The following is a 23,888-nucleotide window of genomic DNA, read 5'->3' as shown; positions in this document are numbered from 1 at the left end:
AACGCCAGCCTCGGGGTTCACTGTGACACCCCACCTTCATCTGCGTAACGCTCTTATTACGCCGTGTCGTCCGAGCCGATTCGTTGTGCGCTACCGCCCGGTAAGCACCGGCCTATCAGCTATACCCAGTAAGCGGGTTGATGAGGGAAATGGGACAGATCGTGCACTTCTGACGCACCGGCGCCTCGCACGGTCCCGGCGCCTTCGAGTCGAAGGGGAAATGGAGGTTCGTACCTATGGACGATCTGTTAATCTGCCCGCTCCTGGATGTTCCTCCATCTCTTCTCCCCCCAAAGCACCCTCCAGCGCCGGGTGCAGCGAGGTGTCCCGCACGTGTACAGCACTCCGTTTTCCCCCGCAGAGGCCAGATCCGCGCGGGCCCGCGTGGGCCTGACCACGGCTCAGGTCGCCCAGTCCATGACGGCCTGCGGCGCGCCGGTCCGGCCGGAGCTCATCGAGGCCTGGGAGTACGGCTCCCAGGTCCCGACCGAATCCCAGCTGTTCGCCCTGGCGGACGTCCTGTGGTGCCCGCCGACCGTGCTGATGGGCGTCGAGCCGCGGACCCTGGCCGAACACCGGATGTCCCGTCAGGTCGGGGTGGACCGGCTGGCCCAGCTGATCGGCATGGACCCGGCGGCCTACCGGGCGGCGGAGGCCGCGAACCGGTGGAACGGTGACTACCGCCAGACCAAGGCCCTGGTGGAGGCGCTGGGCCTGTCGCTGCGGAAGCTGATCGGCGTGATGGGACGGGACGAGGAACTCGCCGGGCACCTGCGGTCGGCCATCGAGGGCCGCTGGAAGGCACACGTCGGACCGGTCATCGAGATCACCACGCTGAACAAGACCCGGGTGAGCGACGCGCTGCGCACCATGCACGCGGAGTTCGCGGAGTTCTCCGAGCGCTACATGGGACACCTGGTGGCACGCAACGACGACTCCCGCCTCAAGGAGGTCGCGGCCGAACGGTCGGCGTACCTGCGCCGGCTGGCCGACCACTTCTGGGAGCTGATCGGCGAGGCCGGCGAGGCGCCGCCGTTCAACACGGTGACCGCCTACTAGACGACTCCGGGAGCGCGGCGGGCGGGGAAGGGTGCGGGCCCTTCCCCGCCCGCCGCGCGTCCGGGGCCGCGCTCAGTGGGCCGGCGTGCCCCAGTGGGGTCCCTCGGGTCCCTGCGGGTGCTGGGGGCCGGGCGGGAAGTGCCGGGCCGGGCCGGGCGGCGGGAAGTGCCGGGCCGGGCCGGGCGGCGGGAAGTGCTGGGCCGGGTCGGGCGGGAAATGCGCGACCGGGCCCTGCGGGTCGTACGGGGCGGCCGCCGGGCCGGGGACGCCCAGGGGGTCGGCGGCGCCCACCGGGTCCTGGTCGGCCGGCGAGGGGTACGCCGCGTCCGCCGGCTCCCCGTCGTCCTCCATCTCGTCCCAGTCGATCTCCACCGAGTTGCGGCGGGTGAAGACGTTGAAGAGCAGGTTCAGCAGGATCGCGGTCAGACCGCCCAGCGTGATGCCGCTGTTGAGGACGGCCCGGACGCCCTCCGGCATCCGCTCGAAGAACGGGGCGACGGCGGTCGGCAGCATCGCGGCGCCGAGGCTGACCGCCAGGATCAGTGCGTTGCGCTCCTCGCGCAGGTCCACCTTGCCGAGGATCTGGATGCCGACGGTGGCGACCATGCCGAACATGGAGATCGCCGCACCGCCGAGCACCGGATGCGGGATGGCGGCGACCAGGCTGCCGACCTTCGGCAGCAGGCCCAGGGCGATCATGAAGACACCGGCCGCGACCACGACGAACCGGCTCATGACCCGGGACATCCGCACCAGACCGATGTTCTCGGCGAATGCCACGTAGGGGAAGGAATTGAAAAGACCGCCGAGAAGGGTCGCGACACCGTCCGCGCGCAGCGCCCGGGCGACCGTGTCGTTGTCCACCCGCTTCCGCGTGATCTCCCCGATGGCATAGACGTCACCGGTGGTCTCCACCATCGTGATCAGCATGACGACGACCATCGCGATGATGGGGAACGGCTCGAACTTCGGCATTCCGTAGTGGAAGGGCGTGCTGACGCCGAACCAGTCGGCGTTCTGCACCGCGCTGAAATCCACGTCGCCGAAGGCCCAGGCGACCGCGGTACCGCCGAGGAGGCCGAGCAGCACGGCGAGGCTGCTCAGATAGGGCTTGCCGATCCGGACCACGGCGAGGATGAACAGCAGGGTTCCCAGGGCGTATCCGAGGTTCTTCAGGTCGCCGTATTCCGGCTTCCCGATCAACTGCGCACCGCCGGCCGCGTCCTGCAGGGCCTGCGGTATCAGCGTCATGCCGATGATGGTGAGGATGGTGCCGATGACGACCGGCGGGAAGTACTTCACCAGCTTGCTGAAGAACGGCGCGAAGAGGAAGGTCGCTATGCCCGCGGTGATCACCGCGCCATAAACGACGAGCAGTCCGGCGGTGCCGCCGCCCGCCCCCTGGCCGATGGCGATCATCGGGGAGACGGCGGTGAAGGTGACGCCCTGGACCAGCGGCATCCTGGCGCCGATCTTCCAGACGCCCAGGGCCTGGATGATCGAGGCGATGCCACAGGTGAACAGGTCCGCGTTGATCAGGTAGACGAGTTGTTCGTGGGAGAGTTCCAGGGCGTTCCCGAGCAGGATCGGGACGATGACCGCGGCCGCGTAGAAGGCGAGGACGTGCTGGAAACCGTAGAGGGTGAGTTTGCCGACGGGGAGCACCTCGTCGACCGGATGCGTTCTCTCGTTCGGGAACTGTGGGTGATGCGGTCGGGAGACTCGTGCCATCTCTGCCTTGCCTTCAGGAGGTAGGTGAATAAGAAGGACCGGCGCCGTCGCGTCCCGGTGAACGGACGGGCCGGCTGGGTCTTACAAAGCCGACGGTGAACCGGTGTTGCCGACACCACATAGCCCTGCGCTGCACATTGCGTCCTGGTTCGGCAGGACTTCCTTCGATCAGCGCAGCAATGTCCGGCATTTCCTTGGAATTTGCGGGTGGCGGCCAATCGGATCGCTCACCCTAGTTGACCTTCGGCCTTCCTCGCGAGTAACCGGTGGCGTTCGCTCGCATAAAGCCCCCATAAAGCCTGCCTTCGCATATATAAAGCGGGATCGCCGCTTGAATTTCCGTTTTGGGCGGCAGCCTTGCCAGGGCCTTTGTCGCGATGGCGGCGATATGGACCACGGCCGCGGCCGGGCGCGGACGGGCGGGGCCCGGGCCGCCGCCGTAAAATCCTGGTATGGCTGAGCGGCCGGAGACGCCCACCGCGCCCGAGCTCGTCGTCGAGTCCGACGGCGGCACCCAGGTCATGAATCCCGCCCGGACCTACCACGTGGGGCGGGACCCGCAGAGCGAGGTCGTGCTGAGCGACGCCCGGGTCTCCTGGCACCACGCGGTGCTGCAGGCGGAGGGCGGCCACTGGACGGTGCGGGACGAGGACAGTACGAACGGGACCTTCGCCGACGGGCGGCGGGTCGAGGAGACCGGGGTCGGGCCGGGCAGCGTGATCCGGTTCGGCAACCCCGCCGACGGGCCGTGCGCGGTGCTCTCCCGGGTGCCCCGCCCGGAGCCGGTCCGGCGGCCGTCCGCCGTCTCGCACCCCGCCGGCACCCACACCTTCCGCGCCCCCAGTTCCGTGCGGCCGATCCCGGCTGCCCGGACCACCCGGATCGGCCGCGCAGCCGACAACGACCTGGTCGTCGACGACCTGTCGGTCTCCCGCCGGCACGCCGAGCTGCGGGCCGGCCCGGAGGGCTTCGAGATCGTCGACCTGGGCAGCCACAACGGCACCTACCTCAACGGCCAGCCGGTCGACCGGGCCCCGCTGATCCCCGGCGACATCATCGGCATCGGCCACTCCGCGTTCGCGCTGGTCGGCGACGAACTGCAGGAGTTCATCGACACCGGCGAGGTCTCGCTGGACGTCCAGGACCTGACCGTCCGGGTCGACGGCGGCCACCGGACGGAGAAAACGCTGCTGGACCGGGTGTCGTTCCCGGTCGGTGAGCGGACGCTGCTCGCCGTGGTCGGCCCGAGCGGCGCGGGCAAGTCGACGCTGCTCAACGCGCTGACCGGGCTGCGCCCCGCGGACGACGGCACGGTGCTCTACGACGGCCGCGACCTCTACCGCGACTACGCCGAACTTCGCCAGCGCATCGGCCTGGTGCCGCAGGACGACATCCTGCACCTGCAGCTGACCGTCCGCCGGGCGCTCGGTTACGCGGCGCAGCTGCGCTTCCCCGAGGACACCGCGAAGGCCGAACGGCAGGCCCGGGTGGACGAGGTGATCCACGAACTGGGCCTGGACGCCCGGGTGAACCAGCCGATCCACAGCCTCTCGGGCGGGCAGCGCAAGCGGGTCAGCGTGGCGCTGGAGCTGCTCACCAAGCCGTCGCTGCTCTTCCTCGACGAGCCGACCTCCGGGCTCGACCCCGGGATGGACCGGTCGGTGATGCACATGCTGCGCGGTCTGGCGGACGACGGCCGCACGGTCATCGTCGTCACCCACAGCGTGCTCAGCCTGGACGTCTGCGACCGGCTGCTGGTCCTGGCGCCGGGCGGGACCATCGCGTACTACGGACCGCCGGAGGAGGCGCTGCCGTACTTCGGGTTCACCCAGTGGCCGGAGGCGTTCGAGGCCTTCGAGAACGAAGTCGACCGGGACTGGGCGGGCACCTACCGGGCCTCGCCGCAGCACCGGCGCTACATCGCGATGGACACCCACCAGCCGCCGCACGCCCCGGAGGCGCCGGCCGGATCGGTGGCCGCGCACAAGCCGCAGAGCTGGGGCGCCCAGCTGCACACGCTGGTGCGCCGGTACACGTCGGCGCTGACCGCGGACCGCACCTTCCTGATCATCATGGTCGCGCTGCCGTTCGTGATGGGTGCGATGGCGCACGCCCTGGCCGGGTCCTCGCTCACGCCGGACACCGCGCTCAACGCCCTGCTGATCCTGTGCGTCGGGGCGGTGCTGACCGGCGCCGCCAACGCGGTGCGCGAACTGGTCAAGGAACGGACGATCTACCAACGGGAGAGAGCCGTCGGCCTGTCCCGCTCGGCGTACCTGATGTCCAAGGTGCTGGTGCTCGGGCTGATCACGGTCGTCCAGGCGGTGGTGCTGACGCTGGTCGCGCTGACCGGAGTGAAGCTGAACGCACCCGGCGGCAAAGGGGTGTTGCTGCCCGCCCTGATCGAAATCATCCTCGCCGTCGCGCTGTTGGCGTTCACCGCCATGATGCTCGGCCTGGTGGTGTCCGCGCTGGTGCGCAAGGAGGAGGTCACCATGCCGCTGCTGGTCCTCCTCGCCATCGTCCAGGTCGTGTTCTGCGGTGCGCTGCTCAAGCTGAACGGCGTACCGGGGCTGGAGCAGCTGGCGTGGCTGGTGCCCTCGCGGTGGGCGCTGGGCGCCATGGCGGGCACCATCGACCTGCACCGGCTGCTGCCGGACCCCAGCACCGCGGACCCGCTGTTCCGGCACACCGCCGGGGTCTGGCTGCTCGACATGGGCATGATGGTCGTGCTCTCGCTGGTCGCGGGCTTCGTGGTCACCCGGCTGCTGCGGCGGCACGAACCCGAGATCATGCGCCAATAGCAGCGAGGAGCCGCCTGTGACCGCCCCCGCTTTCCTCCCCAGCCATGTCGTCCCGCCGGAGGGTATGGCGACGTGGTCGGCACCGGACGCGACCATGCCGAGCGCACCGCTCGATCCGCTGCTGCCGGTCCAGGTCCTGGAGCGGCGCGGCGACTGGGCCCTGGCGCTGTGTTCCAACGGCTGGTCGGCCTGGGTGGACGGGCGGCTGCTGCTGTCGATCCCGCGCGATCCGCCGTCCGCCGCGCAGCCCGCCGCCCGGACCGCCGACCCGCGGCCGCTGCTGGGCGCGGCGGAGGAGGCGCTGGTCCGCTACCGGCGGCTGGTCGAGGAGCTGGCGGCCGGTCAGCTGGACGGGGAGTCGTTCGCCGAGCGGACCCGGGGCCAGCGGATCGGGGTGGTCGTGGACGGCGACGCGCTCTGGCTGTACGACGCCCGGCACGAGCGGTGGTGCTACTGCGACGGGGTGTCGTTGCAGACGTACGCGGTGGGGTCCCGGCCGTCGTCGCGGAGCGGCGAGGACGACGCACCGGCCACCTCCCATTCGGCCACTCCCCCGCCGGGTGAGTACCTGTGAACGGCGCACCGGACGAGCGGGACCGGTCGCGCACCACGGCGCCCGACTCGTCGGGGCTGCGCGGGCGCCGGATCGCCGAGTACCTGCTGCAGGACGAGATCGGCCGGGGCGGGATGGCGGTGGTCTACCGGGCGGAGGACCTGCGGCTCGGCCGGACCGTGGCGGTGAAGCTGCTGGCGCCCGAGCTCGCCCGCAACGACAGCTTCCGGCAGCGGTTCGCGCACGAGTCGCGGGTGGCCGCGGCGATCGACCATCCGCACATCGTGCCGGTCTTCGAGGCCGGTGAGACCGAGGGCATGCTCTACATCGCCATGCGGTACGTCCAGGGCAAGGACCTGGCGGCGCTGCTGGCCCGGGAGGGTCCGCTCTCGCTGGAGACCACCTGCCGGATCGCGCTGCAGGTGGCCTCCGCGCTGGACGCGGCGCATGCGCACGACCTGGTGCACCGGGACGTCAAACCGGGCAACATCCTGATCGCCGAGGGGACCGACAGCGACCGTCCCGAGCACGCCTATCTGACGGACTTCGGGCTGACGAAGAAGTCGCTGTCGCTGACCGGGCTCACCCGGGTCGGCCAGTTCGTCGGCACGCTGGACTACGTGGCGCCCGAGCAGATCTCGGGCCGCCCGGTGGACGGCCGGTGCGACGTCTACAGCCTGGCCTGTGTGGTCTTCGAGATGCTGACCGGGGCGCCGCCGTTCCGGCGGGAGGACGACATGGCGCTGCTGTGGGCCCACATGAACGCCGCGCCGCCGCTCCTCACCACCCTGCGGCAGGATCTGCCGCCGGCCGTCGACCCGGTCTTCACCCGCTCACTGGCCAAGACGCCGGACGACCGGTACGAGACCTGCCGGGGCTTCGTGGCGGCGCTGCGCGCGGCCGGGCGGACCGTGCCGCCCCCCAAGAAAACGTCGCCGCCGGAGGGTCATCAGGCGACCCAGGTGGACACCGGGGCGGTCGTGGCCGGCAGCCAGGCGGCGGGGAGCGACCGGCGCACACCGCCGCCCCCGCCGCGCTGGGCGGCCCCGGTGTTCCGGGGCCGGACGCACTAGTAGTGCTTCGTGAGGTCTGCTGATCCTGGCTGGTTGGGGGCATGGCGGAGGCATGTGGCCGGCGCGAGTCGATCCAGCTGATGGCCGAGCGGCTGCCGGACGGGAACATGCGCGCGGCCGCCGCCACGGCTGACGTCCACCGGTACGGCCGACGCGTGGCGAACGTCCGTGAAAAGTGGTGAGCGGGCGGGGCAACCCTGCCCCCGCCCCATGAGTCACAGAGGCGTCACCCGTTTCACATGCTTTCCCTTGGTCCAGAAGGGGCCCACTCTCCTGATGACTCGTACCCGGCTGTCCACGCTGGCCGCGACGGCGGCGCTCGCCACCACCGGCGGCCTGATCACCGCCGCCCCCGCCTCCGCGGCGGTCACCTGCACCTCTCCCGTCTGGAGGGCGCAGTACTTCGGCAACTCCACCTTCAGCGGCACGCCGAAGCTGACCGCCTGCGACTCCGCCATCAGCGAGAACTACGGGTACGGCGACCCGGCCGGCGTCACGCTGCCCAAGGACAACTTCTCCGTCCGCTGGTCCCTCACCCGTGACTTCGGCTCCGGCGGCCCCTTCCGGCTCTCCGCCGCCACGCAGGACGGCATGCGCGTCTACGTCGACGGCGTGCGGAAGATCGACCTGTGGAAGAACGTCTCCACCACCGCCCGCAAGACCGTCGACCTGACCATCCCGGCCGGCAAGCACACGATCCGCGTGGACTACGTTGCCTGGACCGGCGTCGCCAACGCCGCCTTCACGTACACCCCGCGCACCGAGGCCGCCGTCGACACGGTCAAGCCGCTCGCCCCGACCGGCCTCACCGCCGCGTACAACCGCGACACCGCCAAGACGACCCTGCGCTGGGCCGCCAACAAGGAGATGGACCTCGCCGGGTACCGCGTGTACCGCCGACTGAGCGCCACGAGCTGGGCGAAGGTCAGCGGCACGTCGCTGCTCACCACCCCGTCCTTCGTCGACGCGTCGCCCGCGACCGGCCAGACCTTCCTGTACGAGGTCCGCGCCGTCGACAAGGCCGGCCGCGAGTCCACCGGCAGCCCGGACGTGACGGCGACGACCGTGGACCGCACCGGCCCGGTGCCCCCGACCGGTCTCACGGTCGTCAGCGACGCGTGGTGGGCCGCCCTGAACTGGCAGGCCGTCGCCGACGCGGCGAAGTACGAGGTGTACGCCTCGTCCGAGGCCACCGGCCCCTTCACGCTGCTGGGCACGACGACCACGGCGTCGTACCGGACCGACGCGCCCCCGAATGCCCCGCGCTACTACCGCGTCCGTGGCGTCGACGCGCTCGGCAACCCGGGGGCGTACGCCACGGTCACCGGCGACGGCGTCGACCGTACGCCGCCGGAGTCCCCGACCGGCCTGAACTCCTACACCGTTCCCGCCTCCACCTCGGTGAACTGGACGGCGCCCGGCGGCCGCTGGGTCGAGGACTGGGACAACGGCGGGCACTACCGCGTGTACCGCTCGTCCGGCAAGACCTTCGACCCGGCCGCGCGTACCGAGGTGGCCTGCGCCGAAGAGGGGAGCAACGAGGCGGGCAACGGGGGCCGGTGCGTCGACCTGGACATGCCCATGAACACGTACGTGACGTACGCCGTCACGGCGGTGGACCCGGACGGCAACGAGTCGGCGTACTCCGCGCCGCTCGTCGTCCGAACCGGCGACACCGTGGCGCCCGGCCCGGTCGCCGGCGTGAAGGTCACCCCGCGCGCCGACGGCATGCTGGTGAGCTGGGCCGCCTCACCCGAGGACGACATCGACGAGTACGTGGTGTGGACGGGCGTCCGGCAGGCCGACGGCACGGTCAAGTGGCTCGGCCCCGACACCTGCGCGGAGGGCACGAGCAACCCGCTCGCGATCCTCTGCGGCGACCTGCCGGACGGCGAGACGCACGTGTACGCGGTGATGGCCAAGGACCGCTGGGGCAACACGCTGCACCCGAGCGACCCGAAGGTCACCGTGGTCGAGGCGACCGAGCTCGACGTCCGGCCGTCCGTGACCGTCACCCGGGACTGGAACCTCGGCACGCTGAGCCACAACGCGACGGCCACCCGTCCGTCCGTCGACTGGCAGTGCACCGACACGGCCCGCTGCGCCACGGTCACCGGCTACCGCGTGAGCCGGTGGAACCCGGCGACCAAGGCGTACGAGCCCCAGCACGACGGACTACTCCCGGCGGACGCCCGGACGTGGGCGGACACCACGGCGACGAAGGGGAACACCTACTTCTACACGCTGGAGGCCGTGACGGCCGACGGCGCCGTGGTGGGCACGTACCCCTGGTACACAGTCTTCCAGGACCGCGTCTAGCTTCGTCAGGTTCTGGTTCTGCTTCTGTTTGTGGTGAGGGGGCGGCCGCAGGTGGTGCAGGTGCCGGTCCGGCACCTCAGCAAGTCCTGAAGGACGTCGAGGACTTGGTAGAGGGTCAGACCGGCATGTGTGCTTTGGGGTCGAGCCGCCGCAGGGTGAGGAAGGCCTGGGCGGCGGTGACGAGGGTGACGTGGTGGTGCCGGCCGCGCCAGGTGCGGCCTTCGAAGTGGTCCAGGCCCGGACCGTGCTTGAGCTCGCGGTAGTCGTGCTCGATGCGCCAGCGCATCGTGGCCCCTCGCACGAGGTCGGTGATCGGTGTGGTGGCGGGCAGGCCCGACATCGCCCGGCACCTTGGCTGCCTGGCGCCGGATGGAATCGGCCGCCCACTCCTGGGGCAGGAACAGCTCCCACTCCAGCGGGCAGGACGCGGTGTCGGTCGCCGCGTGCACGCTGACCGCGACCTGGCAGTTCGCCCGCTTGCCAAGGCTCCGCAGCACTGGCGGGCCACCCCGACGGAAGCCGTGCCGCACTTGGGAAACGACACATCATCGACCACCCACACCTCGGGCTGGATCGCTTCGCACAGCTTGTGCGCAATCCGCTGCCGCACCGGCAGCGGATCCCATGGCGACTGGTTCACGAACTGCTGCAGGGCCTGCATGTTCCCGTCCGGCAGCCGCTCGGCCATCGGCTGGATCGACTTGCGCCGACCGTCCAGCATCGGACCACGCAGATAACAATCACCCCACCGCCGCTGATCCCGCCACGGCAGCGACCCCAACACATCAGCAACGAACTCCGACAACTCACCCCGGAGCCGTTCCACCTCCCCGAGCTACATACCCACCACCATGCCGTTGACCAGGCAAGATCGGGAGAGCTAGCGCCCTGGACCTATGCCCGGTCGCCGAACTCCCGTCGGCCGCCCGGAGGGCGGCGGCCCGGGCCGTTGTCCCGTACCTCGCCGCGGTGCCGTACGCCGCGGGCCAGGAGGCTGCCGAGGAAGCCGGTGACCAGTCCCCAGGCGGCGCCCACGCCCACCAGCCGGAGGAGCTGGGGCTGCAGGGTGACCCGGCCGCCCAGATTGCCGCCGAGGTCGCCGATGCCGATCAGGGAGAGCCCGTAGTGGGCGTACACCCGGGTGAGCATGCCGACGACGAACAGGGTCAGCGCGAGGGCCACCGCCAGGTCCACGGCGTGCCGCCAGGCCGGCCTCCGGGCCGGGGAGCGGACCGCGGCGAGGAACGCGGCGGTCAGCAGGACCACCGCGGCGATCACCGGCAGCCACCAGGCGCGGCCGTCCTGTTCGGCGAGCGACCCGAGGTCGAGGGTGCCCTGCTCGTGGGTGCGCAGCACCTGGTCCAGGACCTGCGGCAGGGGCAGTCCGATGGCTTTGTCGACATGGCCCGTCCAGCCGCCGCCGGTCCCGATGCCCAGCGCCATCCAGGCGAGGTTGGGCAGCCCGAGGAAGATCACCGCGAGGGTGTCGGTGGGGTGGTCGCCGGTGATCAGCTCGATGACGGCGATGACCAGCGCGATCGCCACGTAGACCAGCAGGGTCAGCACCATGGCGAAGGCCGGCGGCCGGAGCGAGTCCTGGTGGTGCAGCAGCCGGGAGGAGAGCGGGGCGCGGCGGGAGACCAGGAAGGTCAGCGCGAGCACCGCCAGCACCCACAGCAGCCCGAAGCCCAGCGTCGCGCCCAGGTCGGGGCGGAAGCCGACGGTGGGGGTGGTGCCGAGTTCGGCGCCGATTTCGTCGGCGAGGTCGTTGCCCACCGAGATCCGGAAGCTGCGCCGGGCGGCGAGCGCGATCAGCAGCAGCAGGACCAGCCAGCACACGGCCGTACGGGCGATGCGGGCGAGCAGTTCCGCCGTGCCGGCCACCGCCCGGTGGCGCAGCGGCAGCAGGAAGACGGCGGCGGTCACCAGCGCACCGGCCAGCGTGACCGAGAGCGGTACGACGTCCAGCGCGGCGTCCGCCTGGACGATGATCCCGGCGTCACCGGTCAGGCCGATCGAGCCGCCGGCGGCGACCACCACGGCGGCCGCGACGACGGAGGGGAACGCCCCGTCCGGCAGGTCGGTGGCGCCGGCCGCCCACAGGCCGAGCGCGGCGACCACGATCATGGTCAGGAGGCCGGCCGCGGCCGCCCCGAGGGCCTGCCCCCAGGCCCGGAGGGCGGCCGGTACGCCGCCGGGGCGGACCGGTCCGGGACCGGCCGGGGCGGGGCCTCGGATCTGGCTCACGCGCTGCCTCCTCACCTTCCCCGACATTCAGTAATTGCGACAACTGCCGCAATTACCTCATCAGTCGAACGCGCCCGCCACCGAAGGCACACCCCCTTCCGTGCGTGCGCCTCCTCGTCGTGTACGCGTCCCCGTCGCCCCGCTTGCGGACGGCGCCGATCTGAGGCAGACAATTGCCTATAAAGGGAATAAACAGCACCACATCCGCGTGGCCGGATGGCCCTGTGCCGGAAGAGGGACCCGTGACATCTCCACCGCCGCCCGACAGCCACCCCACGGGGCCGCCCACCGGTCCCCTCTCGGGCCGGCCCTCCGGTCCCTCGCGCGAGCCGACGCAGGTGGGCTCCGGCCCCGGGCGCCCCCAGCCGCAGCCCGGCAGGCCGGAAGGGCCGAGGCCCCCGGGCGGCCGGGGCCGCGGCGGCGGGGGCGGCGGCTGGGGCGGCGGAACCGGCGGCGGCAGTCCCTGGTGGCGCTCCGCGCCCCGGGTCGCCATCGTGGCCGCGGCCGTCGTCGCCGCGGTGATCCTGACCATCGTCCTCACCCGGCCGGGCGGCGGCTCCGCCTCGGCCGAGCTGTTCGCCGAACCGGCCGGCGCGACCGGCCAGAACCCGGTCACCGCCTCCACCGCGAACGAGTCCACCGCGGCCCCCTCGGTCCGCCCCGTGAAGCCCTCCCAGGGCACCAACAGCCAGATCCCCGGCTCGATGCCGGGCCTCTACGGCGGCACCGAGCACACCGCGAGCTGCGACGTCGAGAAGCAGATCAAGTACCTGGAGAGCCAGCCGGCGAAGCGGCAGGCGTTCGCCGGGGCGCTGGACAAGGCACCCGGTGACATCCCGGCGTACCTGCGGTCGATGACGCCGGTACAGCTGGGCTACGACACCCGGGTCACCAACCACGGCTACAAGGACGGCAAGGCCTACCCCTTCCAGTCGGTCCTGCAGGCCGGCACCGCCGTCCTCGTCGACAGCTACGGGGTACCGCGGGTGCGCTGCAAGTGCGGCAACCCGCTGACCGGGCCGGAGGCCCTGGCGAAGGGCGCCAGGACGACCGGTGAGACCTGGCCCGGCTACCAGCCCACCAACGCGGTCGTGGTCACGCCCGCCAACTCCGAGATCAAGGAATTCACCCTGCGCAACCCGAAGACCGGCCAGTGGTTCAAGCGCCCCAAGGGTGAGACCGGCGCGGCCGCGGACCACCCGTCGGCCCCGCCGAAGGAGACGCCCAGCGGCCCGCCGGCCTCGATGCGCCCGTCCGGACCGCCCGCACCGGGCGAGACCGTACCGGGCTCCCCGACGACGGAACCCGGCACGCCGCCCTCCGGCGGCTCGTCCCCGCCGGAGACCAGTCCCGGCGGCTCCAGCTCCGAGGGCGGCACGACGCCCGAGACACCGAGCGCCCCCAGTGAGGGCACGACCGGCGGCGAATCGTCCACGGGCGGTGAGACGCCCGGCGGGTCCACACCGGGTGGCTCCACACCGGGCGGTTCCACGCCCGGTGGCGGGTCGTCAGGCAACGAGTCCCACCCGAGCGGCGGGCAGGAGACCCCGGCCCCGGCCACCTGACGCGGCCACCACCGCACACCCCTCGATATCGAACCGTGTCCTGAAATTCCGGCGCGGCGGACAACCTCCACAGCGGACACACCCTCTGCATAGGCGGCGGGTGCATGGGCAGCCTTGACGGTTCCCCCCTTACCAGGGCCGGGCCCCGCCACTGTCAGCGTTCTGCTTTGGAGGGACCCCCGTGCATCCCGCACTCCGCCGCCACCCCGCCCGGTTGATACCCGTCCTCGCCGCGGCGACCGGTCTGCTGACCGCGTGCGGCGGTGGCGGCGCCGGCTCGACGAAGGCCGACGAGCCGCCGGCCAAGGTGACCGTCACGCCGGCCGCGGGCAGCAAGGCGGCCAAGCTCGGCTCGGCGATATCCGTGCGGGCCGCCGGCGGCAAGCTGACCTCGGTCGACGTCAAGGACGACAAGGGCGGCACGGTCGAGGGGCGGCTGTCCGGTGACGGCACGTCATGGAGCTCCGACGGCAAGGTCAAGCCGGCGACCACCTACACCGTACGGACCCGGACGACCTCCGACCAGGGCCGGAAGGCCGCGGCCAGCTCGACCTTCACCACCGAGAAGGCCGACAGGATCAACAAGCTCACCAACACCCCGGGCGGCGGCCAGACCGTCGGCACCGGAATGCCGATATCGATCCTCTTCGACCAGCCGATAGCCAAGGACCGGCGCGCCGAGATCGAGAAGGCGCTGAAGGTCACCACCCGGCCGCAGGTCACCGGCGCCTGGGGCTGGGTCAAGGACTACTCCGGCAAGGACCGGATCGACTGGCGCCCCAAGGACTACTGGCCGAGCGGCACCAAGGTCTCGGTGAAGGGCGCGCTGTCCGGCATCAACTCGGGCGACGCCGGCGGCTGGTTCGCCCGCGACTACAACTTCGGCTTCAGCATCGGCGCCGACCACAAGGCCGTCATCGACGTACCGGCGCACCGCCTGACGATGTACGAGAACGGCAAGAGCGTCGGCACCATCACCGGCTCCGCGGGCTCCCCGCAGGACCCGACCCGCGGCGGCGTGCACACCGTCCGCAGCAAGAACGCCGCCGAGACCATGGACTCCGCCACCATCGGCCACGGCACCGAGTGGATGCTGGACTCGCAGTGGGTCACCCACCTCACCGCGTCCGGCACCTTCCTGCACTCCGCCCCGTGGAACAAGTCCCTCGGCGTGGTCAACAACAGCCACGGCTGCTTCGGCATGACCACCTCGGACGCCAAGAAGGTCTACGACTTCCTGAGCATCGGCTCCACGGTCGAGGTGAAGGGCACCTCCAACCCCAACAGGACCGACGTGGGCAACGGCCTGGAGGTCTGGCAGGAGAGCTGGCAGCAGTGGCAGCAGCGGAGCGCCCTGAAGTAGCCCCCGGGAAAACCGCGCCTTCCGGCCCCGGTACGGGCACCGGCACCGCCCGGGCCGGAAGGCGCACCGGTCAGCGGATCCCGTCGGCCGTACGGCGGTAGGTCGAGCGCCGGTCCTCGATGTCGGGCCAGCGGTCGCCGTAGACGGTGTCCAGGATGCCCGGCTCCCGGAGGAAGTCGTGCGGGAAGCCCAGCGGCACCGCGCTCACCCGGTCGAGCCGGAGCCTGGCGTCCGCGTCCAGCTCGACGTCGACGCTGGCCAGGTTGTCGGCGAGCTGGCTCTCCTTGGTGGCGCCGATGATCGGGACGATGTTGCCGGGCCGGCCGCGCAGCCAGGCCAGCGCCACCTGCGCCGGGCTCCAGCCGCCTTCTTCGGCGATCTCCAGCACCGTGCCGACGGTCTCGTCCGCGTTGTGGTCGCGGGCGACCTCGGAATCGACGGTGGTGAGCCGGCCTTGTTCGCCGCGGCGGTACTTGCCGGTGAGCTTGCCGGCCGCCAGCGGCGCCCAGGCGAGGACCGCCAGGTCGAAGGCGCGGGCCTGCGGCAGGAGTTCCCGCTCCGGGGTCCGCTCCAGCAGGTTGTAGCGCAGCTGCGAGCCGGCGAAGGCGGTCCAGCCGCGCAGTTCGGCGAGGGTGTTGGCCTGGGCGATCTCCCAGGCCGCCCAGTCGGAGACGCCGATGTAGAGCACCTTGCCCGCCCGCACCACATCGTCGAGCGCCCGCATGACCTCCTCGACCGGGGTGAAGTTGTCCCGGGCGTGCACCCACAGCACGTCGAGGTGGTCGGTCCGCAGCCGCGCGAGGCTGGCCTCGACCGAACGGATCAGGTTCTTGCGGTGGTTGCCCGCCGCGTTCACGTCGCCCTTGCGCGTGACGCAGGTGTATTTGCTCGCCAGGACGAAGGCGTCCCGGCGGCCCTCCAGGAGCTCCCCCAGCATCCGCTCGGAGGAGCCCTCGGTGTAATTGTTGGCGGTGTCGAGGAAGTTGCCGCCCGCGTCGGCGTAGGCGTCCAGGATCCGGGCGCTGGTCTCCTTGGGGGTGCCCCAGCCCCATTCCTCGCCGAACGTCATCGTGCCCAGGCTCAGCTCGCTCACCCGCAGGCCGGTCCTGCCGAACAATGTGTAGCGCACGTGGTTCCCTTCGGTCCGCTCTGGCCGGTCGTGGTCGCCACGCTAGGAGCTGGAGCGCACTTGAGGGCACGTCATCGGCGTGTGGGAGGGTGCGTGTCACCGGGCGTCGCCCCGGTGGGCGGTGCCGTGCCGGGGCGCCCGCGTGTGCGGCGGGCGCCCCGTCCGGTTCCGGTCAGCCGGTGATGATCGCCGGGTCGCTGACGCCGACCTGACCGTTCTCGACGTGGCCGGCGAACCGGCGCAGGAAGGTCTTGTCGGTGTCGGAGGTGACCGACAGGTCGTACCAGCGCTTGCTCGCCCGCAGGTCGATCTCGTGCTTGACGGTGGCGCCGGCGCGGACCGGGTAGGTCTGGGCGGCACCGCCGTAGGCGTTGGTGACCGTGAGGTGGGCGTCGGTGCTGCCGGGGTTGGTCAGCGTGAGGACCAGGCGCCCGGTGGTCGCGTCATGACGGGCGGTCGCCTCGGGGCCCTTCTTCTTGCCGTCGCCCTTGAAGGTGCGCAGGAAGCCGTTCGGCCCGAAGACGGACAGGTCGTAGACGCCCTTGGAGTAGGCGGTGTTCCAGGTGTCGGAGATCTTCTTGCCGGCCTCCGTGGTGTACGTCCAGGGGCCGTCGGTGCGGTTGCCCGCGGTGACGGTGAAGCAGGCACCGGCCCGGGCGCCGGCGCTGAAGGTGAGCGTGAAGCGCCCGGTGGACGCGGTCCCGGCACCGTCGACCAGCGGCGCGTACGGCAGCGGGCGGGACGGCCGGGAGCCGGGCTCCTGCTTGGGCAGCACGGGGTTGGCCGGCGGCTTGGGGACGTAGCTGTCGTGCCGGTCCTTGTCCGGCGGCTGGTAGCCGTCGGTGTCCGGCAGCGCGGCCGGCTTGGTGTTCTCCAGGGAGAAGTCGAAGGCCGAGGTCAGGTCGCCGCAGATGGCCCGCCGCCAGGGCGAGATGTTGGGCTCGTGCACCCCGAAGCGGCGCTCCAGGAACCGGATGATGGAGGTGTGGTCGAACGTCTCGGAGCAGACGTAACCACCGGTGCTCCAGGGGGAGACGACGAGCATCGGCACGCGCTGGCCGAGGCCGTAGGGGCCCGCGGAGTAGGTGGCGTTGCCGCCGAAGTAGTCGAGCTTGGTGTCCACGGTGGACAGGCCCTGGTCGGCGGAGGCCGGCGGGTAGGGCGGGACGATGTGGTCGAAGTACCCGTCGTTCTCGTCGTACGTGATGAACAGGGCGGTCTTGCTCCACACCTCGGGGTTGGAGGTGAGCGCGTCCAGGACCTGGGAGACGTACCAGGCGCCGTAGTTGGCGGGCCAGTTGGGGTGCTCGGAGAACGCCTCGGGCGCGGCGATCCAGGAGACCTGGGGCAGCTTGCCGGCCTTGACGTCGGCCTTGAGCCGGTCGAAGTAGCCGTCGCCCTGCTTGGCGTTGGTGCCGGTGCGGGCCTTGTCGTAGAGCGGGTCGCCGGGCTTGGCGTTGCGGTACTGGTTGAAGAAGAGCAGCGAGTTGTCGCCGTAGTTGCCGCGGTAGGCGTCGTCGATCCAGCCCCACTTGCCGTTGGCGTCCAGGCCGTCACCGATGTCCTGGTAGACCTTCCAGGAGACCCCGGCCTTCTCCAGCCGCTCCGGGTACGTCGTCCAGCTGTAGCCGGCCTCCTCGTTGCCCAGGACCGGGCCGCCGCCCGAGCCGTCGTTGCCGACGTGGCCGGAGAACATGTAGTAGCGGTTGGGGTCGGTGGCCCCGATGATCGAGCAGTGGTACGCGTCGCAGATGGTGAACGCGTCCGCCAGCGCGTAGTGGAACGGGATGTCCTTGCGCGTCAGATAGGCCATCGTGCCGGTGCCCTTGGCGGGGATCCAGCTGTCGTAGTTACCGTTGTTCCAGGCCTTGTGGCCGCCGGCCCAGTCGTGGTTGAGGCCCTCGATGAACTGCATGCCGAGGTCGTCGGCGTCGGGGTGGTACGGCAGGACGTCCTTGCCGCCGTCCGGCTGGTGCCACACGGACTTGCCGCTCTCCAGGATGACCGGACGCGGGTCACCGAAGCCGCGTACGCCCTTCAGCGAACCGAAGTAGTGGTCGAAGGAACGGTTCTCCTGCATGAGCACCACGACGTGCTCGATGTCCTTGATGGAACCGGAGCTACGGGTGGCGGGGATGGCGGCGGCGCGGGCGATGCTGCTGGACAGCGCCGAAACGCCCGCGGTGGCACCGGCGATCTGGAGGAATCGCCGCCGATTGAGTTCAGGCATGAGTCTGGGGACCTCGCGATATGGGGGGAATGCTGGTGAGTTGAGGCGTAGCTGTTCGGTTGTGTGAGGTGCTGTGCGATGACAGCGTCAGCAGAGTGTTCCAAGAGGAACGAGCGTCAGGGAAGGGGGGGTGTCAGATGTGTGTCGGATCGCCGTACGGGCAGCGAACTCCCTGGTCGGAGCGGTAGGGAGCAACGGGCGCCGAACCCGCTCGGTGACCGGGGCCGATGGCCGCCCGGTTCGTACCGGAATCCGGGCGGCCACCGGACGGGTCGGCCCGGCACCATCCGCGGGCGCCGGCAGGTCAGCCGCCCGGTGCGGTGCAGGGTGCGGGACGGGACGAGGGCGCGGCCGGGCGCGGGGGCTCCGTAGGGCTGCCGCGGCGGCGCGGTCGGAGCGGGGGCTAAGGACCGCGGGCAGGCGGGAACGACAGGGCCGGTTCCGGAAGTGGCCGGAATCCGGACCTGCTGCACGACGGAGGCGGGGGCGCCGCTCGGCGGCGGAAGGACGGCGGAGGTGCCGGGAAGGCGGCCGACGCGGACCGGTACCGGGCCGGTCCGGGTCTGGCCGGCCGACGGGCGGGCGCACGGGCACGGGCACGCCGACGGGTCGCCGTGCTGGGGCCGGCCGGAGAAGCAGAGGAGGAAGAAGAAGGGGACCGCCGAAAAGCGGTGCCGTGGCGCGCCGTTGAGGCTCCGGGCCGTTGCCGTGCCGCGGTCGTCACCGCGGCGGACGGCCGGCCTCCGACTCAACTGCCTTGACGGGGGCGGCTATCGGCCGGTGGGCGAGGCGGTGCCGGGGCGCGCCGTGGCGGACGCCCCGCCGGGTTCGGTGACCGTGGCCCCGCCCTGTCGCGGACGTATCAGGCGAGGCGGGCGGGCTCGGCGAGCGGCTCGACCGGTACGGCCGGCGGAACCACCGGCTGCCCTTTCTCGTCGGGCACGCTGCGCAGCGGGGCGCGGCCGGCCAGCCGCGTCCTGCGGGTCGCCTCGACGCGCCGGGTGAACCAGATGACCTTGCCCTCGGGGGTGCCGCAGGTGCCCCAGCTGTCGCTGAGCGAGGCGACCCGGGAGAGCCCGCCGCCGGCGGCGCTCAGCAGCTTCGGCAGCCGCGGGCCCTCGTCGGCGACGGAGGTCGTCAGATTGCGGCCGGACCAGCGGAGTTCGACGACGCAGCGGGCCTCCGGGCCGATGTGGCGATGGACGTTGGTCAGGAGTTCCGCGACTCCCCGGCATACGGGCGGGATATGGAGCTCGAGGTCCCAATACCTCAGGTGCGCGGCAAGAATCCGCTGGATCTGCGGCACGCGCTCCGCCGAAGCATGCAGTTCGACCGTGTAGTGCCGGTCGCTGGGAAGTCTCATGTCGTGGCTCCTCACCGCGAGAGGCTCACGTCCTTCACCTCGTTGGACCAACGAACCCCGAACACGAAGAGTGAGCATCTGGTACGTATGGGTCATCTGTCATGCTGACCCGGCCACCGGGGGCCCGCAACAGCTCATGGTCACCGCGACCCCCGGCGCTCACCTGATACGGCCCTCTCACAAGTGGGGCAGCACCTTGTCGGGGGTGAGCGGAATGTCGCGCAGCCTTACTCCAGTCGCGTGCCACACGGCGTTGGTGACGGCCGCCGCGGTGCCCACGATGCCGATCTCGCCGATGCCCTTGCTGCCCATGGGGTTGAGGTGCGGATCCTCCTCCTCGACCCAGTACGCCTCGATCCGCGGCGCGTCGGCGCAGGCCGGTACGTGGTAGCCGGCCAGATCGCACCCGGCGAAGCCGCCGAACTCGGGGTCCACCTCGCTGCCCTCGGTGAGCGCCATGCCCAGGCCCATGGTCATCCCGCCGATGAACTGGGAGCGTGCGGTGCGGGGGTTGAGGATCCGGCCGGTCGCGAACACGCCCATCAGGCGGCGCACCCGGATCTCCCCGGTGACCGTGTCGACCTGCACCTCGGCGAAGGTGGCGCCGAACGAGTGCCGGGCGTACGGGGACCGCTCGGAGGTCTCCTGGCGGGTGTCGGCGGCGACCGTGAGTCCGTCGGCGGGGAGCGGCCCGACATGGTCCCGCAGCCGCGCCCGCAGCGCCGTGCACGCCTTGTGGACCACCCAGCCCCACGAGCCGATGCCGGCCGAGCCGCCGGCCAGCATCGCGGGCGGCAGATCGCTGTTGCCGATCTCGATCCGGACCCGGTCCTCCGGGGCCATCAGCGCACCGGCGGCGATCTGCGCGAGCACGGTGCGGGCGCCGGTGCCGATGTCGGTGGCGTTCACCCGGATCCGGAAGGTGCCGTCGCGGTCGGCGTGCGCCTCGGCGTCGGAAGCGGCGATCAGAACGGGGTAGGTGGACGCGGCGACACCGGTGCCGAGCAGCAGATCGCCCTCGCGGCGCACGCCGGGCCGCGGATCGCGCGGCAGCCAGCCGAACCGCTCGGCACCGTCGCGCAGCGCGCCCACCAGGTGCCGGCTGCTGAAGGCCCGGTCGCTGTCCGGCTCGGTGTCCGGTTCGTTGCGCATCCGCAGTTCGATCGGGTCCATGCCCAGCTGGACGGCGAGTTCGTCCATGGCGGACTCCAGGGCGTACATGCCGGGGCACTCGCCCGGGGCGCGCATCCACGAGGGCGTCGGTACGTCGAGCGGGACGACGCGGTGCACGGTGCGGCTGTTCGGCGAGGCGTACATGACGCGGGCGGGCACCGCGGCCTGCTCGACGAACTCCGTGACGGTGGAGGTGTGGGTGGCGCTCTCGTGGGACAGCGCGGTGATCACGCCGTCGCGGCCGGCGCCCAGGCGGACCCGCTGGATCGTCGGGGTGCGGTGGCCGACGACCGCGGGCATCTCCCGGCGCGGCACCGAGACCTTGACCGGCCGCCCGGTGTGCCGCGCGGCCATCACGGCCAGGACGACCTGCGGGCGCGGTGTCCCCTTGGAGCCGAAGCCGCCGCCGACGTGTTCGGAGACGACGGTGATCTCGCTCGTGTCGAGCTTGAAGAGGGCGGCCAGGTCCTCACACACCTTGGTGGCCCCCTGGCTGGAGTCGTGGACCGTCAGATGCCCCTCGCTCCACTGGGCGGTCGAGGCGTGCGGTTCCATCGGGTGGTTGTGCAGCGGGGGCACGTGGTAGGTCGCGTCCACGGTGACCGGCGCGGCGGCGAACGCCCCCTCGAAGTCGCCGCGTTCCCGCGTCCCCGGGTACCCGCCGTTGACCTTGTCCGGCTCGTACATCCGCGGGTGGTCGGCCCGCAGCAGGACGTCGACGTCGTCGTCGGTCTCGTACGTCACCCGGACGGCCTCGGCGGCCGCCCGCGCCGTTTCGATCGTGTCGGCGACCGCGAGCGCCACGTACCAGCCGCGGTGCGGCACCCGGTCCTCCTGGAGCAGCGACAGCGTGGGGTCCTCGGCGGCGGCCAGCCGGGGGGCGTTCTCGTGCGTCAGCACCGTGATCACACCCGGCAGCGCGAGCGCCTCGGTGGTGTCCACGGCGGCGACCCGGCCGCGTGGGATGCCCGCGGCGACCGGACAGCCGTAGGCGCAGTTCGGCGGGGTGTGTTCGGCCGCGTAACGGGCGGCACCGGTGACTTTCTCCCGGCCCTCCCGCCGGACGAGGGGTTCGCCCAGGGGGTACGGGGGTGGGCCGAGCGGGAAGGTGCGGGGGCTCATGGGCGGGTCCTTGGGTGCTCCTGGAGACCCTGGTGGGTCCGGGGATGGGTGGAGGTCAGCCGTGGGCGGGTGGGGCCGCCAGTTCGGTCAGGACGGCGACGGCGAGGTTGCGGGCCAGCGGGACCTTGAAGCCGTTGTCGCGCAACGGCTCGGCGGCCGCGAGTTCGGCCTCGGCGGCGCGGGCGAAGGTGTCCTCGGTGGCGGGCGCGTCCCGCAGCACCTCTTCGGCCGCACGGGCCCGCCACGGCCGGTGCGCGAGCCCGCCGAACGCCAGCGCGGCACGCCGTACGACACCGTCCCGGACGTCCAGCACGGCGGCGACGGAGGCGAGCGCGAAGGCGAACGACGCGCGGTCGCGGGCCTTGCGGTAGCGGGACCGCGCCCCGCTGTCCGCGGGCGGCAGCTGCACGGCGGTGATCAGTTCGCCGGGCCGGATCACGGTGTCCTGCTCGGGGTGGTCGCCGGGCAGCCGGTGGAACTCGGTCGCCGGCACGCTCCGGTCGCCGTCCGGGCCGTGCAGGTGGACGGTCGCGTCGAGTGCGGCCAGCGCCACCCCCATGTCGGACGGCTGGGTGGCGACGCAGTGCGGGGAGTGGCCCAGTACGGCGAGGTCGCGGTGCACGCCCTCACGGGCCGGGCAGCCGGTTCCCGGCTCGCGTTTGTTGCAGGGCTTGGAGACGTCCTGGAAATACAGGCAGCGGGTGCGCTGCAGCAGATTGCCCCCGGTGGTCGCGGTGTTGCGCAGCTGCCCCGACGCACCGGACAGCACCGCCTGCGACAGCACCGGGTAGCGCTCGCGCACGGGGGCCGCCGCGGCCAGGGCGCTGTTGCTGACCATCGCCCCGATGCGGAGCCCGCCGTCCGGCAGTTCCTCGATGTGGTCCAGCGGCAGCCGGGTGACGTCGATGAGCAGACCGGGCCGCTCCACGCCCAGTTTCATCAGGTCGACGAGGTTGGTGCCCCCACCGAGGAAGCGGGCTCCCGGCTGCCCCTCGGCGGCCCGCACGGCCTCCTCGACGCTCATCGCCCGCACGTATCCGAACGGTTTCATGACGCCACCCCCTGGTCGGTGGACACGTCATGGACCGCCTCGACGATCCGCGGGTACGCCCCGCAGCGGCAGAGGTTGCCGCTCATCCGCTCGCGGATCTCGTCGACGGTCAGCTGCACCGGCCCGCCCTGGGGCGCGTCGGCGGGGGTGACGTGGGACGGGAAGCCGTCCGCCGCCTCCTGGAGCACTCCCACGGCCGAGCAGATCTGGCCCGGGGTGCAGTAGCCGCACTGCAGCGCGTCCCGTTCCACGAACGCCTCCTGGAGCGGATGCAGCCGCTCCCCGTCCGCCAGCCCCTCGATGGTGGTGATGTGCCGTCCGTCCTGGGCCACGGCCAGCATCAGACAGCTGTTGGCGCGCCGGCCCTCGACGAGCACCGTGCAGGCGCCGCACTGTCCGTGGTCGCAGCCCTTCTTGGCCCCGGTGAGACCGAGGTGCTCTCGGAGCACGTCCAGGACCGTGGTCCGATGATCCAGGGTCAGCTCGTACGCCGTTCCGTTGACGTGCAGAACCAGCGCGGAACTCTGCTCGGCCGCCGCCTCGGCGGGCCGGTCGGACCGGACGGGGCGGGCGGTGGCCGTCCCTGCACGCGTTCCGGCACCGGTCCCGGCACGCGCGGCGCCCGCCGCCCGCGCCCCTCCGGCGTCCGCCGGTTGATTGGTGGGCTGCACTCGCTTCTGCCTTTCCTTGCTCCGGGTCCCCCTGGTTCCGCTTTTCCCCTTGCTCCGGTTTTCCCTTGCTTCGGTTCCGGGTTGCGCCGGTTCCGGCTTGCGCCGCCTTCCCCTGATCCGGCTTTGGCTTTGCTCCCGTTCCCCCTGGCTCCGCTTTCCCCTTGGCTCCGATTCCGCCTTGCGATTGCCCGGTGGCGTACGCCCGGGGCTTGTGTGCTCGTGGGGTGCGTCGGCGGGGGTGCGTTCTCGTGGGGTGCGTTGTTGTGGGGTGCGTTGTGGTGGGGTGCGTTGTGGTGGGGTGCGTTGTGGTGGGGTGCGTTGTGGTGTCCTCGTGGCGTGCTCCGTTGCGTTCGCCCTTGGGGTTCTCCCTTGAGGTTCTCCCTTGGAGTTCTCCTTTGAGGTTCTGCTGTGACGTTCTGCTGTGGCGTTCTCCCG

At 71.6% G+C, this 23,888-nt stretch carries 16 protein-coding genes and 1 pseudogene; 8 read left to right on the top strand and 9 right to left on the bottom strand.

The window, feature by feature from the left end; genetic code table 11:
* The first annotated feature begins 333 nt into the window (after positions 1-333).
* Complete coding sequence (locus tag AB0E02_RS14890; protein ID WP_362138993.1) at positions 334-1,059, top strand: transcriptional regulator; 726 nt, start codon at positions 334-336, stop codon at positions 1,057-1,059.
* A 72-nt stretch (positions 1,060-1,131) separates the two neighbouring features.
* Here AB0E02_RS14890 and AB0E02_RS14885 read toward each other — a convergent pair whose 3' ends face one another.
* Complete coding sequence (locus AB0E02_RS14885; protein WP_362138991.1) at positions 1,132-2,790, bottom strand: solute carrier family 23 protein; 1,659 nt, start codon at positions 2,788-2,790, stop codon at positions 1,132-1,134.
* 452 nt (positions 2,791-3,242) lie between these two features.
* On the opposite strand from AB0E02_RS14885, the gene AB0E02_RS14880 reads away from it, so the two are divergent.
* The 5 genes from AB0E02_RS14880 (at position 3,243) to AB0E02_RS14860 (ending at position 9,539) form a co-directional block, all read left to right on the top strand.
* Positions 3,243-5,594 (top strand): FHA domain-containing protein, encoded by a 2,352-nt coding sequence (locus tag AB0E02_RS14880; RefSeq protein WP_362138989.1) that lies wholly within the window; start codon positions 3,243-3,245, stop codon positions 5,592-5,594.
* 16 nt (positions 5,595-5,610) lie between these two features.
* Positions 5,611-6,168 carry a hypothetical protein gene (locus AB0E02_RS14875; protein WP_362138987.1) on the top strand — a complete coding sequence of 186 codons (558 nt, stop codon included), beginning with the start codon at positions 5,611-5,613 and terminating at the stop codon, positions 6,166-6,168.
* Positions 6,169-6,224: 56 nt separating this feature from the next.
* Positions 6,225-7,220 (top strand): serine/threonine-protein kinase, encoded by a 996-nt coding sequence (locus AB0E02_RS14870; protein ID WP_362139071.1) that lies wholly within the window; start codon positions 6,225-6,227, stop codon positions 7,218-7,220.
* A gap of 41 nt (positions 7,221-7,261) precedes the next feature.
* Positions 7,262-7,402, top strand: a complete 141-nt coding sequence (locus AB0E02_RS14865; RefSeq protein ID WP_362138985.1) for a hypothetical protein — start codon at positions 7,262-7,264, stop codon at positions 7,400-7,402.
* A 94-nt stretch (positions 7,403-7,496) separates the two neighbouring features.
* Positions 7,497-9,539, top strand: coding sequence for a PA14 domain-containing protein (locus tag AB0E02_RS14860; protein WP_362138983.1), 2,043 nt, complete (start codon positions 7,497-7,499; stop codon positions 9,537-9,539).
* Between the two features lie 115 nt (positions 9,540-9,654).
* On the opposite strand, the pseudogene AB0E02_RS14855 reads toward AB0E02_RS14860, so the two are convergent.
* Together AB0E02_RS14855 and AB0E02_RS14850 are read right to left on the bottom strand one after the other, a co-directional pair.
* Positions 9,655-10,365 (bottom strand): annotated as a pseudogene (locus tag AB0E02_RS14855) (transposase).
* 68 nt (positions 10,366-10,433) lie between these two features.
* Positions 10,434-11,786 carry a streptophobe family protein gene (locus AB0E02_RS14850; RefSeq protein ID WP_362138981.1) on the bottom strand — a complete coding sequence of 451 codons (1,353 nt, stop codon included), beginning with the start codon at positions 11,784-11,786 and terminating at the stop codon, positions 10,434-10,436.
* Positions 11,787-12,280: 494 nt separating this feature from the next.
* Here AB0E02_RS14850 and AB0E02_RS14845 point away from each other — a divergent pair, with 494 nt between their 5' ends.
* Together AB0E02_RS14845 and AB0E02_RS14840 are read left to right on the top strand one after the other, a co-directional pair.
* A complete protein-coding gene (locus AB0E02_RS14845; protein ID WP_362138979.1) occupies positions 12,281-13,351 on the top strand; it encodes a DUF6777 domain-containing protein in 1,071 nt (356 codons plus the stop codon).
* Positions 13,352-13,532: 181 nt separating this feature from the next.
* Positions 13,533-14,714 carry an Ig-like domain-containing protein gene (locus AB0E02_RS14840; protein ID WP_362138977.1) on the top strand — a complete coding sequence of 394 codons (1,182 nt, stop codon included), beginning with the start codon at positions 13,533-13,535 and terminating at the stop codon, positions 14,712-14,714.
* 70 nt (positions 14,715-14,784) lie between these two features.
* On the opposite strand, the gene AB0E02_RS14835 is transcribed toward AB0E02_RS14840, so the two are convergent.
* From AB0E02_RS14835 to AB0E02_RS14810, 6 genes are all read right to left on the bottom strand, one after another.
* On the bottom strand, positions 14,785-15,843 hold the full coding sequence (locus AB0E02_RS14835; protein WP_362138975.1) for an aldo/keto reductase: 1,059 nt from the start codon (positions 15,841-15,843) through the stop codon (positions 14,785-14,787).
* A 172-nt stretch (positions 15,844-16,015) separates the two neighbouring features.
* Positions 16,016-18,073: a phosphocholine-specific phospholipase C gene (locus AB0E02_RS14830; RefSeq protein ID WP_362138973.1), complete on the bottom strand. Its 2,058-nt coding sequence runs from the start codon at positions 18,071-18,073 to the stop codon at positions 16,016-16,018.
* An 862-nt stretch (positions 18,074-18,935) separates the two neighbouring features.
* Positions 18,936-19,436, bottom strand: coding sequence for an ATP-binding protein (locus tag AB0E02_RS14825; RefSeq protein WP_362138971.1), 501 nt, complete (start codon positions 19,434-19,436; stop codon positions 18,936-18,938).
* Positions 19,437-19,613: 177 nt separating this feature from the next.
* Positions 19,614-21,731 (bottom strand): xanthine dehydrogenase family protein molybdopterin-binding subunit, encoded by a 2,118-nt coding sequence (locus AB0E02_RS14820; RefSeq protein WP_362138969.1) that lies wholly within the window; start codon positions 21,729-21,731, stop codon positions 19,614-19,616.
* Between the two features lie 55 nt (positions 21,732-21,786).
* Positions 21,787-22,782: a xanthine dehydrogenase family protein subunit M gene (locus AB0E02_RS14815; RefSeq protein WP_362138967.1), complete on the bottom strand. Its 996-nt coding sequence runs from the start codon at positions 22,780-22,782 to the stop codon at positions 21,787-21,789.
* Positions 22,779-23,453 carry a 2Fe-2S iron-sulfur cluster-binding protein gene (locus AB0E02_RS14810; protein ID WP_362138964.1) on the bottom strand — a complete coding sequence of 225 codons (675 nt, stop codon included), beginning with the start codon at positions 23,451-23,453 and terminating at the stop codon, positions 22,779-22,781. Before AB0E02_RS14810 ends, AB0E02_RS14815 begins: the two co-directional genes overlap by 4 nt.
* Between the last annotated feature and the right edge of the window lie 435 nt (positions 23,454-23,888).

The sequence above is a fragment of the Streptomyces sp. NPDC048196 genome, from assembly GCF_040652715.1.
Taxonomy (GTDB): domain Bacteria; phylum Actinomycetota; class Actinomycetes; order Streptomycetales; family Streptomycetaceae; genus Streptomyces; species Streptomyces siderophoricus.
Note: the sequence above shows the minus strand (reverse complement) of the source record. Positions and strands in the feature narration are given on the sequence as shown.

Bases quoted from the DNA above. Each gene is read 5' to 3' on its own strand.
- AB0E02_RS14885 (WP_362138991.1), bottom strand. From the start codon at position 2,790: ATGGCACGAGTCTCCCGACCGCATCACCCACAGTTCCCGAACGAGAGA.
- AB0E02_RS14880 (WP_362138989.1), top strand. From the start codon at position 3,243: ATGGCTGAGCGGCCGGAGACGCCCACCGCGCCCGAGCTCGTCGTCGAG.
- AB0E02_RS14865 (WP_362138985.1), top strand. From the start codon at position 7,262: ATGGCGGAGGCATGTGGCCGGCGCGAGTCGATCCAGCTGATGGCCGAG.
- AB0E02_RS14860 (WP_362138983.1), top strand. From the start codon at position 7,497: ATGACTCGTACCCGGCTGTCCACGCTGGCCGCGACGGCGGCGCTCGCC.
- AB0E02_RS14830 (WP_362138973.1), bottom strand. From the start codon at position 18,073: ATGCCTGAACTCAATCGGCGGCGATTCCTCCAGATCGCCGGTGCCACC.
- AB0E02_RS14825 (WP_362138971.1), bottom strand. From the start codon at position 19,436: ATGAGACTTCCCAGCGACCGGCACTACACGGTCGAACTGCATGCTTCG.
- AB0E02_RS14820 (WP_362138969.1), bottom strand. From the start codon at position 21,731: ATGAGCCCCCGCACCTTCCCGCTCGGCCCACCCCCGTACCCCCTGGGC.
- AB0E02_RS14815 (WP_362138967.1), bottom strand. From the start codon at position 22,782: ATGAAACCGTTCGGATACGTGCGGGCGATGAGCGTCGAGGAGGCCGTG.